Here is a 14,461-nt window from a genome sequence, read left to right as displayed (position 1 = left end):
TCAAAATGATACTAGATGCAGATATAAAAACACAACTATCCCAATACCTTCAATTAATGGAGAACGATATTTTACTTAAAGTAAGCGCAGGAGACGATAACGTATCTAAAGATATGTTATCTCTAGTAGACGAATTAGCTACTATGTCATCTAAGATTACAGTAGAAAAAGTTGAATTAGAGAGAACACCAAGCTTTAGCGTAAACCGCCCTGGTGAAAACACTGGTGTCGTATTCGCTGGTATTCCATTAGGACACGAATTTACATCATTAGTGTTAGCTTTACTACAAGTAAGTGGACGCGCTCCAAAAGTTGAACAAAAATTAATCGATCAAATTAAAAACATTCAAGGCGAATATCATTTTGAATCTTATATCAGCCTAAGTTGTCATAACTGTCCTGATGTTGTACAAGCTCTTAACGTAATGAGCGTTCTTAACCCTGGTATTACACATACTATGATTGATGGCGCTGCATTCAAAGAGGAAGTAGAAAGCAAAGACATTATGGCAGTACCAACTGTTTACCTAAACGGCGAATCTTTCGGAAGCGGTCGTATGACACTTGAAGAAATTTTAGCTAAAATGGGTAACGGTCCAGATGCATCAGAGCTTTCTGATAAAGATCCATACGATGTTCTTGTTGTTGGTGGCGGCCCTGCTGGTGCAAGTGCAGCAATTTACGCAGCACGTAAAGGCATCCGCACTGGTATCGTTGCTGAGCGCTTCGGTGGTCAAGTAATGGATACTATGGGCATTGAGAACTTCATCAGCGTGAAAAAGACTGAAGGTCCTAAGCTAGTAGCAAGCCTTGAAGAGCACGTAAAAGAATACGACATCGATGTAATGAATCTACAACGTGCGAAACGTTTAGAGAAAAAAGAACTTATTGAAGTGGAACTTGAAAACGGCGCTATTCTGAAAAGTAAGAGCGTAATCGTTTCTACAGGTGCTCGCTGGCGTAATGTTGGCGTACCAGGTGAAGCTGAGTTCAAAAATAAAGGTGTAGCATATTGCCCACACTGTGACGGTCCATTATTCACTGGAAAAGACGTAGCAGTTATCGGCGGAGGTAACTCTGGTATTGAAGCAGCTATCGACTTAGCAGGTATCGTTAAGCACGTAACTGTTCTTGAATTCATGCCAGAATTAAAAGCTGATGCTGTATTACAAGAGCGTCTTAACAGCTTACCAAACGTAACTGTTCTGAAAAACGTTCAAACGAAAGAAATCACTGGTACTGATAAAGTAAACGGTATTTCTTACATCGATCGTGAAACTGAAGAAGTTCATCACGTTGAATTACAAGGTGTATTCGTACAAATCGGTCTTGTACCAAACACAGACTGGTTAGGCGAAACAGTTGAACGCGTTCGCGGTGAAATCGTAACAGACAAGCACGGCGCTACAAACGTACCAGGAGTGTTTGCTGCAGGTGACTGTACAAATAATCCGTACAAACAAATCATCATCTCTATGGGTTCAGGTGCAAACGCAGCTTTAGGTGCATTTGATTACTTAATCCGTAACTAATAAAAAAACAGGTGCCTTGGCACCTGTTTTTTTATTACCCTAATGTATAAACTAAAAACCTCTCATTCCCATTCTTCTCATAAGCACCTGACAATCTAACTTCTTTCTTCAGATCAAACGCAGTCTGATTTTCTAAGAAGAAAATATAGTCCTCAGAAGGATAATATAAAATAATATCCACTTCTCTCCCCGTTTCTTCTACTGAAAGCAAAATGTTATTTACTACATTCATAAACACTTGTACAGAAAATGGATTAAAGAAATAAAACCTATTATCATGTGGATCAATCTCATATTCCTGCGCTAAACAACATTGGAATTGAATTTTCCCCTTACTGTTTCGTGCCTTTCGTGCATAACGATCTCGATTATCCATCGCTTCTTTATAAAACTCTTCATTCATTTCAATTCCAACTGCTGAAGCACCACATTTATGATGCATATAAAAGTTTAATCGCCCTTTTCCGCACCCAAAGTCTACAATTCGGTCGCTACTTCGTATTTCATATTGATTCAATAACTCATCTAACCCGCTATACGGTGTCGGTTCATAGCGATGATAATGCATAGACTTGTTAAACCCTTTTTGCTCACCGACTGTTTTTATATGTAAAACTGCATCGTAATATTGTTCGTTCATTCGTTTTCTCCTATTAAAAAATGGTACTTATTATTATACACCATGTACTGGAGGCTCATTTTTCATCAAATTAATAGGTACGTGAAATTATATTAACGATTTTCTTAATATATCTATCGTAACTTCAAATATATCAACGATTTTCTCAATATATCTATCATAACTTCAAATATATCAACGATTTTTCAAATATATCGATTTACCGACAATTCACGACAAAAAAACAGGAGCTCTCTAGCCCCTGTCTTCTAACACTTTCAATACAGTTTGTTTCAATATTTCTACCCCATCCATAATACAACTATGATCAAACCTCATATACGGATGGTGTAATCCAGGTTGTAGGTCTGCTCCTAGTCCAAGCATGACAGCTTTTAAATGTGGTCTTTTCACTGTATAGTAATGGAAATCATCGCTTCCTGTCGTATAGAGAGGCCCTGTGCATCTCTCTTCCCCATACACTTCGAGAATACCTTTACGCATAAAGCGCTCTGCTTCTTCGGAAACCTCTGCTCCTGGTGCAAGATCCATCCATTCGTATGAAGTTTTTGATCCCATCGATGCAGCTGATTCTATTACATGCTCAATCTTTTTCTTTAATTCTTCTAATAGTATATTACTCTCTGCTCTTACATCTAAACTGAAATGACCATTTCCCGGAATAATATTTAAATTATCACCACCAGCTTGGCATCTCGTCATTTTTACTGAATAAGAACTTTGCGGTGGCAGCCAAATATTTTTCAAACCGATATTAATCATGGAAATGACATCAATTGCATTCACACCTTGATGTGGTCTTGCCCCGTGTGCATCCTCCCCATGAATCATACCCTCTAAAAATCCTGCTGCTCCATGACGAATAGATGGGGCTGCTTGTTTCAAAGATAGTTCTTCAATTGGTCTTAGATGGACGCCAAATAAGAAATCAGCATCATCTACAGCACCTTTCTCCACCATCTTCAAAGCACCATTCCCCTTCTCTTCTGCTGGCTGAAAAATAAATCTAACCGTACCACTTTTCCATCTCATATTTTTCAATTGTAAAATAAGTCCCATTACAATGGTCATATGAGCATCATGGCCACATGAATGGTTCGCTTTAAATTCTCCATTTACTTCTTGCCAAAGTGCATCCATATCAGCACGAATCGCAATAACTGGATTCCCGCCTCCAATCTCAGCAATTACACCTGGACAATCATCAAATGTTCTATATGAAATTCCTTCTTCTTTTAAAAAGTCAGTAATATACGCTGTCGTTTCATATTCTTTCCAACTTACTTCAGGGTTTTCGTGTAAATGCTGAAAAATCTCCGTTAAGCGCTCTTGTAGTTCTAATGTTTTCAACGTTCCAGTCTCCTTCCCACATTACAAACGATTCGGGTTAATTATACTTATGAAAAACAGATGTTTTTATGAACATATTGAATTTTAAGAAAAAAGTCAATTATTTATTTTTAAATACTTAAAAAGCTTACTCTGCACTTATATTACAAACTAAACAAACAACTAGAACATTCCTTATTTTCTGTTTTTTATGTTGACGCTTACATAAACTTTTAGTTATCATAACCTAATAAACGTCTATTTTACGACAATTCTAAAAATACAAACAAACATACGTAACAAGGAGGAACTTTATGAAAAAAGAAATACCTTTTGGAATAGCGATTATCCCTATTATCATTACCGTTGCAGTTATGATGGTTACAATTGTTGTATTAAAACAAACCCCTCACGTTCCACTTATTATTGGTACAACCGTTGCTTCTATTGTCGCTTGGCGTTACGGTTACAAATGGAATGATCTTGAAGAAGCAATGTATAAAGGGATTCGTCTTGCATTACCCGCTATCGTCATTATTATTCTTGTTGGCTTAACAATTGGTGCTTGGATTGGCGGTGGAATCGTCGCAACGATGATTTATTACGGTTTAAAACTTTTAACTCCATCACTATTTTTAGTTTCCATTACCGTCATTTGTTCTATCGTAGCATTAGCAATTGGTAGCTCTTGGTCTACAATGGGCACAATTGGTGTTGCTGGAATGGGAATTGGCCTAAGTATGGGAATTCCAGCCCCAATGGTTGCTGGTGCCATTATTTCAGGCTCTTATTTTGGCGATAAAATGTCACCGCTTTCAGACACAACTAACTTAGCCGCAGGATTAACAAATACAGATTTATTCGCACACATTCGTCATATGTTATTTACTACAGTTCCAGGTTTAATTATTACTCTTATCGTCTACGCAGTCTTAGGAAAAAGCTTTGGCGCTAACAATATTGATGCGAAGAGCATCGATCAAACGTTACAAGTATTGCAACAAAACTTTGTTATCTCGCCTTTTCTACTCATTATACCCGTAGTCGTTATGGTATTGGTCGCTAAAAAAGTCCCTGCTATACCAGCGATTCTCGTCGGTATTATTTTAGGATTCTTATCACAAGTCTTTATTCAAGGTGGTTCTGTCTCAGCATCTGTCGGTGCACTCCAAGCTGGATTTGTTATAGACACTGGAAACAAGCTAGTAGACGAACTATTTAACCGCGGTGGCTTAGATTCGATGATGAATACAGTCTCTATGACAATTGTCGCTATGACTTTCGGAGGAGTATTAGAACATACAGGTATTCTTCGCTCAATTGTAAATCAAATTTTAAAGTTAGCGAAATCAGCAAAAGGGCTTATCGCTTCTACTATCGCATCTTGTTTTGCAACAAACCTTACTTGCTCTGAACAATATATTTCAATTGTTGTCCCTTCAAGAATGTACGCAAATGCCTACACGGAAAAAGGACTACATTCAAAAAACTTATCCAGAGCATTAGAAGATGGTGGAACATTAACTTCTGTCTTCGTTCCTTGGAATACGTGCGGTGTATTTATTCTCGCAACACTTGGCGTAGGTGCATTTGAATATGCTCCTTATGCTATTTTGAATTTCATCGTACCTATTATCTCAATCATTTATGGTATAACAGGCTTCACAATTGTAAAACTATCAGACATTGAAAAAGCAGAACTACTAAAGAAACAAAAAGCTCAACTAGAAGCTTAAAAATAGCGGTAAATTCAGTTCATATAGTGCGCGAGGTCGCCCTTGTTGATAGGGCATTTCCTCGCCGCAAATATGAGCATACCCGTAATCAACTAATTTCTTTAACAACCTTTCTGTCGATCTTCGAGTCACTTGTAAATACTCAGAAAGGTCAGCTGCTGTAAACTTCAATGACGGGTGCGATTGACTAAATTGAATGATTTTTGACAAGTTGGCCGGACTAAGCTTTGTTTCCTTCGCTATTTTCATTAGTTCCGGATTATCATTTTTCAAACTTTGTACTCTCTGTTCTTTCGGGAACGGACCAAACAAATCTTTATCACTTGTTAGTATATAAAAACAACGATCTATTAGATTATCCTTTGCAAAACTTTGAGCGATTTTTGCATTTTGCTCCGCTTCTTTCACGGTTTTTCCATAACCAAATCCAATAGCTATCGTTCCTTCTATGCTCGCAAACAAGTTATCTATCGCATTTGTTTTAATAATCGATTCGATATCACCACGAGTTGTATACAAAATGCATGTCATTTCATCCACTTGTTTAAATGAACCACGTAGTTCTTTTGAAATGACATCTAGTTTTTCAAGCAAACTCGTTCGTAATTCTAAGGAAGAAATAATACAAGCACCAACAGTAGCTGAATAGCTTTTTGCTAACTCAGCTTTTATTTTTGCATCTTTTAGCCCATGTATAATGGATTGTGTTGGATCAATCATACGCTCTGAAGGAACACCTATTTTTTGAAGCTCGTCGTAAACAGCGTGAATACTAGTTAAAGCTAAATGAGCCTCTCCAGATTGATATTTAGCTACATGAAAATTGATAACTCTATTTATCTCATCTTTACTCCACAGCATATTTTCATAATCCAACACTTGCGGACTTTCTTTTATACCGATATCATGGAACACATTTGTAATAAAAGAGCGGTCTACTAAATCGATGGAAATGTTATGTGGTTGAATACTTTGATGATACATGATAGAAAGAATTGAAGATGCGACAGTTGTCTCGTCTTGCTGTAAGTATGTACTTGGAATTCGTAATTGTTCTCTTATTTCTTTTGCCATATAATAAGGTAAAGCACCTGAGAAAAAGATGACATCACAAGGCTTTAAACACTTTAATAGTTCAGAAGATTCCGCCGGATGAAGGTAAATATATGGATCAATTTCTATTCCTTCTAATTTTTGAGCAATAGGAAAAAGGTTGTCCATAAATTCCTTTGAACCGACAACTGCAATTTTTATCATCATTTTCTCTAACTCCTTATCATCAATTAACGACTATTTAACGTCAACTATATCAAATGTATAAAACTATTGTAAACAGGAAGGGGTTTCTATTCAATGAAAATTACAGCTATTCATCTTTACGCAATTCGTTTACCGCTTCGCAATCCGTTTGTTATTAGTTATGGCTCTTATTCTGATATGCCCTCTATTATCGTCAAAATGGAAACAGATGAAGGTATTATTGGTTACGGTGAAGGCGTTGCTGATGATCACGTCACAGGTGAATCGTGGGAAAGTACTTTCCATACTTTAAAACATACGCTAGCCCCTGCTCTAATTGGGCAAAATCCAATGAATATCGAAAAAATACACGACATGATGGACAATACAATTTACGGTGTTCCAACAGCGAAAGCCACAATTGATATTGCTTGTTTTGATATAATGGGCAAAAAACTAAATCAACCTGTATATCAATTAATTGGCGGGCGCTACCATGAAGAATTCCCTGTCACTCACGTTTTAAGTATTGCCGATCCAGAAAACATGGCTGAAGAAGCTGCTTCTATGATTCAAAAAGGTTACCAATCTTTCAAAATGAAAGTTGGTACGAATGTAAAAGAAGATGTGAAACGTATTGAAGCTGTACGAGAACGTGTAGGAAATGACATCGCTATTCGCGTTGATGTAAACCAAGGCTGGAAAAATAGCGCAAACACATTAACAGCACTTCGTTCATTAGGACATTTAAACATTGACTGGATTGAACAACCTGTTATCGCGGACGATATTGATGCCATGGCTCATATCCGTTCTAAGACAGACCTCCCGCTTATGATTGATGAAGGCTTAAAAAGTTCTCGTGAAATGCGCCAAATTATTAAATTAGAAGCTGCTGATAAAGTAAATATAAAACTAATGAAATGCGGCGGCATATATCCAGCTGTAAAGCTCGCTCATCAAGCAGAAATGGCAGGCATTGAATGCCAAGTGGGATCAATGGTCGAATCATCTGTTGCCTCTTCCGCAGGATTCCATGTCGCTTTCTCAAAAAAAATTATTACGAGCGTAGAGCTAACAGGGCCATTAAAATTCACAAAAGACATCGGAAACTTACATTACGATGTACCATTCATTCGCTTAAACGAAAAGCCTGGACTCGGCATTGAAATAAACGAAGATACACTACAAGAACTAACCGTCTTTCAAGACGTTGTACGCTAAAGGAGGACTATCATATGACGGTTCTATACGAAGGAACATTAAAACAAAATAACGAATCATTTCACGTTACATTACTATCACTAGAGCACATCGAACAAATTTTATCACTACAAAACATCGTAGTTGAAGCACTAGAAGATAAAAGTCGTTTACAACCACTCTCACAAGAAGAATTTCAATACATTCTAGAAGGAAACGGCATGATGATCGGCGCTTTTATCGAAAACGAACTCATCGCATTTCGCGCTCTACTCGTCCCTCCTATCGATGATGAACATTTAGGGCTCGATATTGGTTTGCCAGAAAGTGAGCTACACCGCGTCATCTATCAAGAAATCTCAAACGTTCATCCGAACTGCCGAGGAAATGGGATGCAAAAAATATTAGCAAACGTCATCATGGACGAATTGCAAAAAGAAGACAGCAAATATGATTATGTATGCTGCACCGTTGCTCCTTTTAACATCCCGAGTTTGAAGGATAAGTTTGCGCAAGGGATGGCGATTGCTGCGCTAAAGGAGAAGTATGGTGGTAGTCTGCGGTATGTTTTTGTGAAGAAATTACGCGGAGATAAAGAAAGCGATTGGACGGATATTCAAAGTATTCTAATGAGTGATGCTAGTGGACAGCAGGCTTTGCTTTCGGAGGGGTATCTTGGGTATGAGATGGAGAAAACAGCAGATACTTTCATTGTGAAGTTTGGGCGATAATCTATATACTCGAAAAGAGGAGATGTCTGCTGTGACCTCTTCTCTTTTCAATTTGTTGAACAATCCTGTGGTAAATGAAATTATATCAACGATTTTTCGAATATATCTATCATAACTTACAATATATCAACGATTTTTAAAATATATCTATCAAAACTCACAATATATCAACGATTCGACAAGAAATATCGATTTACAGACAAAAATCGATATCCCTTCCTAAACCGTCATCTTCCAACTAGATAACGCTAACCAATTCTCCATTTCTTTATAATCAGGCATTATCTTCCCGACAAGACGCCAAAAAGATCGATCATGATTTAAATGAACCATATGACACATTTCATGAACAACTACATAGTCAATTACTCGCTGTGGTGCCATTGCTAGCTTCCAATTGAATGTTAGTTGTAAATTCGAATCGCAAGTACCCCAAGTACGACTACTATCTGTAATACGAATAGAACGTGGTTTTGTTTTGAAATTACTTTGATGCGCTTTAATACTCTTCTCTACTAAAGATTTACACTGCTTATAATAAAATCGTTTTAAAGCTTGTTGTATTTTCTCATCCTTAAGCTCTTTCACATAAATATGTAACTTATCCCCTTCAAAAATCGCATTGTCTTGCTCAATGCTTGCATCTTGGGAAATCTGTATCGGATACGTATTCCCTAAATACAAAAAGCCCTCTCCTTGATCATAATCCTTTTCCTGTGGTCCATGCGCTCGCTCCGCCATTTCCTTACGTGTTGTCTGAATCCAATCCCACTTCTCCTCTAGCAACTGGACTAAGTATTCAACAGGTGTTCCTTTCGGAGCCTGTACTTCCACATTTCCATACGAATCCACAAAAAGACGCACGGACTTTTTCTTCTTATAAGTTATATGAAAATTAATTGTCTCACCTAAATATGTATGTACCATTTCATCACCTAGCATAGTATTTTTACAAATAAAAAAGAGTAGGATACGAACGTCCTACTCTACCTATTATATCATTTACTGCTTTAACGAACTCATTATCCTCTATACTTTACACCTAATCCCTTAATGAAATTCCTTGCGTATCTATCGCCACACTCTTTGTAATTTTTATGGCCTTTCTTTCTTAATAGAGCGCCTAACTCTCCTTTTGTTACCGTAACGCCTACGCTATCTAATATATCAAGTACATCCTCACTCGTTAAAGATAGTGCGATTTTCATTTTCTTTAGAAGAAGGTTATTGGCACTCTCCTTGCTCTGTACAGGTGCAGGCTGCCCTGGTTTCGGATCTTGCTTTCCTCTTTTTAAAGTAATAAATCCATTTAAAAATGCCTCTAACATCATCATATCGCACGTTTTTACGTACTCATCTTCAGCTACCTCATCATTTTCAGCTTCATGCTGAGGAGCTCTCTTTATTTTTGTAAGCATATCAACTACGTCTTCTTTCGTTACTTCCATCCCGCCTAGTTTAAAGATTTCTACCATATCTATATCTTTTATATCTAAAGCGTATCGTACTCTTTTTAATATATCGTTGTTGCTCATTGCCATTGGGTTTCCTCCTGAAATGTTGATTATTTATTCAGCGGTTAAAGTTTATGCTATAACCTACTTTAAATTATCATGTTTAATCTAACCTTTTAGTTATTGTCCGCTAAATTAATACTTTAACATTTTAAAGATATGTTTTATAGTCTTACCCGAACTTTTCTCTATCATTGTATCTACAGCGCTCTTACATGTTTTTTATATGCCTATAAAAAGATTTCTCTCTTAACATTAACTAAAAGAAAAAAAACAGTGTTTTGATTTCTCAAATACACTGTTCTTTTCCAGCTCTACGCTTATTTTCAACTCACTCATGTCATGCACTACATATGAAATGATTTAACTGCTTAAAAGTTAAACCGTCTCACTATCCTGAGCCACACCAACACTATCCTCAAACTTATCCAACAACCCACGCACTTCATCAGTCGATTTCGTACTCATCAATTGATTTCTCAATTCAGCAGCTCCTGGGAAGCCTTTTACATAAATTTTGAAGAAGCGGTGAAGCCCTGTGATTGAGCGTGGCAGTACTTCTGCATATTGATCTTGTAAATCAAGTTGTAGTCTTAAAAGATCTAGGTGCTCTTTACTGCTATGTTCCCTTGGCTCTTTTTCAAACGCAAATGGATTTTTGAAGATGCCTCGTCCGATCATTACACCATCAATGCCGTATTTTTCAGCAAGTTCCAGCCCCATTTTACGATCAAGGATGTCTCCATTGATTGTTATTAACGTATTTGGTGCAATGCGGTCACGTAATTTTTTAATTTCCGGAATTAGTTCCCAGTGCGCATCTACTTGGCTCATTTCTTCTCTTGTACGTAAGTGAATAGAAAGGTTTGCAATATCTTGTTTGAAAATGTGCGTTAACCAATCTTCCCACTCGCTTAACTCTTTAAAGCCAAGTCTTGTTTTTACGCTGACAGGTAGTCCACCCGCTTTTGCTGCTTGGATAAGTTCTGCTGCAACGTCTGGACGTAGAATAAGGCCACTACCTTTTCCTCTTGATGCTACATTCGGTACTGGGCAACCCATATTAATATCGATGCCTTTAAATCCTAGTTCTGCCATACCAATACTCATTTGACGGAAGTATTCGGGATTGTCTCCCCAAATATGTGCCACCATCGGCTGTTCGTCTTCTGTAAAAATTAAACGGCCACGTACACTTTTCATACCTTCTGGATGACAATAGCTATCCGAGTTTGTAAACTCTGTGAAGAATACGTCCGGACGACCTGCTTCACTTACTACGTGACGGAAAACAACGTCTGTCACATCTTCCATTGGTGCAAGTACGAAAAATGGTCGTGGTAATTCACGCCAAAAATTATCTATCATTTCAAATTCAAATCCTCTCACTATGAATACAATTTCAAAATCTCAATTTATAATTTGTGAAAATCAGCAATATTTATTTTAACTAAAATCGCTTATGAATGGTATTTTTGTAAACCAAAAAGCAGATGGTATAGATTTCCCCTATATCAACTGCTTTCCTATTATACTAACTTAAGCCAAGCCACACACTCCACATGCGTCGTATGCGGGAACATATCAACAGGTTGTACTTCCTGCGTTTTATATCCGCCTTCTTCTAGTACTTTTAAATCACGTGCTAATGTTGCTGGGTTACACGATACGTATACGACGCGGTTTGGCTTCATGTCGATGATTGTATTTAGTAATGCTTCGTCACAGCCTTTACGCGGTGGGTCTACGACCATTGTGTCGGCGATTACGCCTTCTTTGTACCATTTTGGAATGACTACTTCTGCTTCTCCTACGCCAAATTCAGCGTTTGTCATGTTGTTTAGTGCTGCGTTTCGGTTTGCGTCTTCGATTGCTTCTGGGACGATTTCAACGCCGTACACTTTTTTCGCTTTTTGCGCTAGGAATAACGAGATTGATCCGATTCCGCAATAGGCATCGATTACTGTTTCGTTACCATTTAATTTTGCGTATTCTAACGTTTTATCGTAAAGCACTTTCGTTTGCTCTGGGTTTACTTGATAGAATGAACGTGCTGAAATCGCAAATTTAATGTCACCGATAAAGTCATAAATGTATTCTGATCCGTACAGTACTGTCGTTTTGTCTCCGAAAATTACATTCGTACGCTTCGTATTTACGTTTTGAACAATTGATTTTACTTCTGGGAATTTCGCTGCAATTTCTTCAATAATTGCTTTTTTGTTCGGCAATTCTGCTGTACGCGTAATGAAGACAAGCATAATTTCTCCTGTTACTTGTCCGTAACGAGCCATTACGTGACGAAGTGTTCCTTTGTTACGCTCTTCGTTGTACGCAGTGATACCGTGCTTTTCACAAATACGTTTTACTTCTTGGATTAATGTATCGTTTTCTTCTGCCTGAATTAAGCATGATTCCATATTAATGATGTCATGCGTTCCTTGGCGATAAAAACCAGCTACAAGTCCGCCTTCACGTTCTCCGATTGGTACTTGTGCTTTATTACGGTATACCCACGGATTCTTCATGCCAAGTACAGGATGAACAGGAACATCAGCTAGTCCTCCGATACGCTGCATAACGTCACGTACTTGTTTTTCTTTCGCTTGTAATTGTCCTTCATAAGTTAAGTGCTGAAGCTGACAACCGCCGCACTGATTATATACTGGGCATTCAGCATCTTTACGATATGGACTTTCTGTATGAAGCTTCATTAAACGACCAAATGCAAAGTTTTTCTTCACTTTAATAATTTTAATTTGCGCTTCTTCACCTGGTAATCCGTTTTTAACGAAAATAGGATAGCCCTTTACTTTCGCAACACCGGCACCATCATGTGTTAAATCTTCAAATACTACATCTATAAACTCGTTTTTCTCAACTGGTGGCGTCATTTTAGTACTCATTTTCCGACCTCTCTTTTTCATAACACTGCGTTACATTTTATCATACTTATATGGTCTTTTTCTATTGGAAGAAAAAAAGCTATTGACGATACTTCTCTGTTAATGTTACGCTACTACTAATTTAATACGGACGATGTTACCTCATATATACTTGATAATATGGATCGAGAGTTTCTACCCGGCAACCTTAAATTGCTGGACTATGGGGAAAACTAATGAATATTAGCCTATGCGCAAAAAAGGACTCATATTGATTAGCTTTCTCTCATAGATGAAAGTGAATCCATATGGGTCTTTTTTTATTTTTATTTTTCTAAAAGGTCAGACATCTTACGTATGACATAAAACCTCATTCCTTTATTTTTAGTAATATAACGAGCGTTTTATGTACAAACTTTATACGAACTTCTGAAAGGGGCAACTACATGCAATATGTAATGAGCATTATCGGTATTATTGCCGTGTTAGGTTTATGTTTTGCTTTGTCAAACAACAAAAGTAAAATCAACTTCCGTGCAATTGCAATTATGATTGGTTTCCAAATTTTAATCGGTTGGTTTATGTTTGCTACAAAGATTGGTCAACAAATCATTATTTTCATTAGTAAAGTTTTCAACAAACTAATTAAACTTGGTACGACAGGTGTCGATTTTCTCTTTAATGGAATTCACAGAGATTTTGTCTTTTTCTTAAACGTATTATTAATTATCGTATTTTTCTCAGCACTACTTTCAATCTTTAGTTATTTAGGTGTTTTACCATTCATCGTTCGCGTTGTCGGCGGTGCTATTTCAAAAATTACTGGTTTACCACGTGTTGAGTCATTCCACGCAGTAAACTCTGTATTCTTCGGTTCAAGTGAAGCGTTAATCGTTATTAAAAACGATTTACAGCATTTCAATAAAAACCGTATGTTTATCATTTGTTGTTCTGCGATGAGCTCCGTTTCTGCTTCTGTTACAGCATCATACGTAATGATGTTAGATGCAAAATACGTACTGGCAGCTCTTCCGCTAAACTTATTCTCAAGCTTAATCGTTTGTTCGTTATTAACACCAGTTGATACGAAGAAAGAAGATGAAGTGATTCAGAAATTTGATAGAACTCTATTCGGAGACAGCTTTATCGGCGCAATGATTAACGGTGCGCTTGATGGTTTAAAAGTAGCTGGTATCGTTGCCGCATTAATGATCGCCTTTATCGGTGTGATGGAAGTTGTAAACTACGTAATTAGTGCAGCTTCAGGCGCAATGGGACATGCTGTTACTTTACAACAAATCTTCGGTTACGTACTTTCTCCATTCGCATTCTTAATGGGTATTCCAACTCAAGATATTATCCCAGCTGGTGGTATTATGGGTACGAAGATTGTTTTAAATGAGTTTGTAGCAATCCTTGATTTAAAAGACACAGCTACAACATTAGCTCCACGTACAGTTGGAATCGTTACAGTATTCTTAATTAGCTTCGCAAGTATTAGCCAAATTGGTGCAATCGTTGGTACAATCCGTGCCCTTTCTGAAAAACAAGGAAGCGTTGTTTCTAAATTTGGTTGGAAAATGCTATTTGCATCAACACTTGCTTCTATTTTATCTGCGACAATCGCTGGATTGTTTATTTAATAAAAAATC

Annotated in this window: 12 protein-coding genes and 1 riboswitch; of the genes, 5 read left to right on the top strand and 7 right to left on the bottom strand. The window is 37.3% G+C overall.

The window, feature by feature from the left end; all coding sequences use genetic code 11:
* The first annotated feature begins 5 nt into the window (after positions 1–5).
* Positions 6–1,532 (top strand): alkyl hydroperoxide reductase subunit F, encoded by a 1,527-nt coding sequence (gene ahpF / locus BLT20_RS21690; protein WP_000599516.1) that lies wholly within the window; start codon positions 6–8, stop codon positions 1,530–1,532.
* 34 nt (positions 1,533–1,566) lie between these two features.
* On the opposite strand, the gene BLT20_RS21685 is transcribed toward ahpF, so the two are convergent.
* Both BLT20_RS21685 and BLT20_RS21680 read right to left on the bottom strand, forming a co-directional pair.
* Positions 1,567–2,172 carry an SAM-dependent methyltransferase gene (locus BLT20_RS21685; RefSeq protein WP_001005622.1) on the bottom strand — a complete coding sequence of 202 codons (606 nt, stop codon included), beginning with the start codon at positions 2,170–2,172 and terminating at the stop codon, positions 1,567–1,569.
* 234 nt (positions 2,173–2,406) lie between these two features.
* Positions 2,407–3,522: a M20 peptidase aminoacylase family protein gene (locus tag BLT20_RS21680; protein WP_000853516.1), complete on the bottom strand. Its 1,116-nt coding sequence runs from the start codon at positions 3,520–3,522 to the stop codon at positions 2,407–2,409.
* A gap of 293 nt (positions 3,523–3,815) precedes the next feature.
* Here BLT20_RS21680 and nhaC point away from each other — a divergent pair, with 293 nt between their 5' ends.
* On the top strand, positions 3,816–5,237 hold the full coding sequence (gene nhaC, locus BLT20_RS21675) for a Na+/H+ antiporter NhaC (protein ID WP_000711522.1): 1,422 nt from the start codon (positions 3,816–3,818) through the stop codon (positions 5,235–5,237).
* Here nhaC and BLT20_RS21670 read toward each other — a convergent pair.
* Positions 5,226–6,497 (bottom strand): hypothetical protein, encoded by a 1,272-nt coding sequence (locus BLT20_RS21670; RefSeq protein WP_000972799.1) that lies wholly within the window; start codon positions 6,495–6,497, stop codon positions 5,226–5,228. The two genes, nhaC and BLT20_RS21670, sit on opposite strands and share 12 nt — an antisense overlap.
* 93 nt (positions 6,498–6,590) lie before the next feature.
* Here BLT20_RS21670 and BLT20_RS21665 point away from each other — a divergent pair, with 93 nt between their 5' ends.
* Together BLT20_RS21665 and BLT20_RS21660 are read left to right on the top strand one after the other, a co-directional pair.
* The gene (locus BLT20_RS21665) at positions 6,591–7,700 is read left to right on the top strand and encodes a mandelate racemase/muconate lactonizing enzyme family protein (RefSeq protein WP_000704479.1); all 1,110 of its coding nucleotides are present in this window, start codon (positions 6,591–6,593) and stop codon (positions 7,698–7,700) included.
* Between the two features lie 14 nt (positions 7,701–7,714).
* Positions 7,715–8,410: a hypothetical protein gene (locus tag BLT20_RS21660; RefSeq protein ID WP_000217549.1), complete on the top strand. Its 696-nt coding sequence runs from the start codon at positions 7,715–7,717 to the stop codon at positions 8,408–8,410.
* A gap of 219 nt (positions 8,411–8,629) precedes the next feature.
* Here BLT20_RS21660 and BLT20_RS21655 read toward each other — a convergent pair whose 3' ends face one another.
* The 4 genes from BLT20_RS21655 to rlmD form a co-directional block, all read right to left on the bottom strand.
* Positions 8,630–9,337, bottom strand: coding sequence for a M48 family metallopeptidase (locus BLT20_RS21655; RefSeq protein ID WP_000233754.1), 708 nt, complete (start codon positions 9,335–9,337; stop codon positions 8,630–8,632).
* A 95-nt stretch (positions 9,338–9,432) separates the two neighbouring features.
* Positions 9,433–9,951, bottom strand: coding sequence for a YehS family protein (locus tag BLT20_RS21650; RefSeq protein WP_001251702.1), 519 nt, complete (start codon positions 9,949–9,951; stop codon positions 9,433–9,435).
* Positions 9,952–10,302: 351 nt separating this feature from the next.
* Positions 10,303–11,292, bottom strand: coding sequence for a tRNA dihydrouridine synthase (locus BLT20_RS21645; protein ID WP_000566712.1), 990 nt, complete (start codon positions 11,290–11,292; stop codon positions 10,303–10,305).
* Positions 11,293–11,453: 161 nt separating this feature from the next.
* Entirely contained in the window at positions 11,454–12,830 is a 1,377-nt protein-coding gene (gene rlmD / locus BLT20_RS21640; protein WP_000105019.1) for a 23S rRNA (uracil(1939)-C(5))-methyltransferase RlmD, read from the bottom strand.
* A gap of 121 nt (positions 12,831–12,951) precedes the next feature.
* Positions 12,952–13,053: riboswitch (purine riboswitch) on the top strand.
* A 202-nt stretch (positions 13,054–13,255) separates the two neighbouring features.
* On the opposite strand from rlmD, the gene BLT20_RS21635 reads away from it, so the two are divergent.
* Entirely contained in the window at positions 13,256–14,452 is a 1,197-nt protein-coding gene (locus tag BLT20_RS21635; protein ID WP_001200484.1) for a NupC/NupG family nucleoside CNT transporter, read from the top strand.
* Positions 14,453–14,461 lie beyond the last annotated feature (9 nt).

The organism is Bacillus sp. cl96, from assembly GCF_900100505.1.
Classification (GTDB): domain Bacteria; phylum Bacillota; class Bacilli; order Bacillales; family Bacillaceae_G; genus Bacillus_A; species Bacillus_A cereus.
This window is presented reverse-complemented; position numbering and strand designations above follow the sequence as displayed.

What these genes read in the sequence shown, in the direction of transcription:
- BLT20_RS21670 (WP_000972799.1), bottom strand. Translation starts at nt 6,497, where the DNA reads ATGATGATAAAAATTGCAGTTGTCGGTTCAAAGGAATTTATGGACAAC.
- BLT20_RS21685 (WP_001005622.1), bottom strand. Translation starts at nt 2,172, where the DNA reads ATGAACGAACAATATTACGATGCAGTTTTACATATAAAAACAGTCGGT.
- BLT20_RS21665 (WP_000704479.1), top strand. Translation starts at nt 6,591, where the DNA reads ATGAAAATTACAGCTATTCATCTTTACGCAATTCGTTTACCGCTTCGC.
- BLT20_RS21645 (WP_000566712.1), bottom strand. Translation starts at nt 11,292, where the DNA reads ATGATAGATAATTTTTGGCGTGAATTACCACGACCATTTTTCGTACTT.
- BLT20_RS21635 (WP_001200484.1), top strand. Translation starts at nt 13,256, where the DNA reads ATGCAATATGTAATGAGCATTATCGGTATTATTGCCGTGTTAGGTTTA.
- BLT20_RS21650 (WP_001251702.1), bottom strand. Translation starts at nt 9,951, where the DNA reads ATGGCAATGAGCAACAACGATATATTAAAAAGAGTACGATACGCTTTA.
- rlmD (WP_000105019.1), bottom strand. Translation starts at nt 12,830, where the DNA reads ATGAGTACTAAAATGACGCCACCAGTTGAGAAAAACGAGTTTATAGAT.
- nhaC (WP_000711522.1), top strand. Translation starts at nt 3,816, where the DNA reads ATGAAAAAAGAAATACCTTTTGGAATAGCGATTATCCCTATTATCATT.
- ahpF (WP_000599516.1), top strand. Translation starts at nt 6, where the DNA reads ATGATACTAGATGCAGATATAAAAACACAACTATCCCAATACCTTCAA.
- BLT20_RS21660 (WP_000217549.1), top strand. Translation starts at nt 7,715, where the DNA reads ATGACGGTTCTATACGAAGGAACATTAAAACAAAATAACGAATCATTT.
- BLT20_RS21655 (WP_000233754.1), bottom strand. Translation starts at nt 9,337, where the DNA reads ATGGTACATACATATTTAGGTGAGACAATTAATTTTCATATAACTTAT.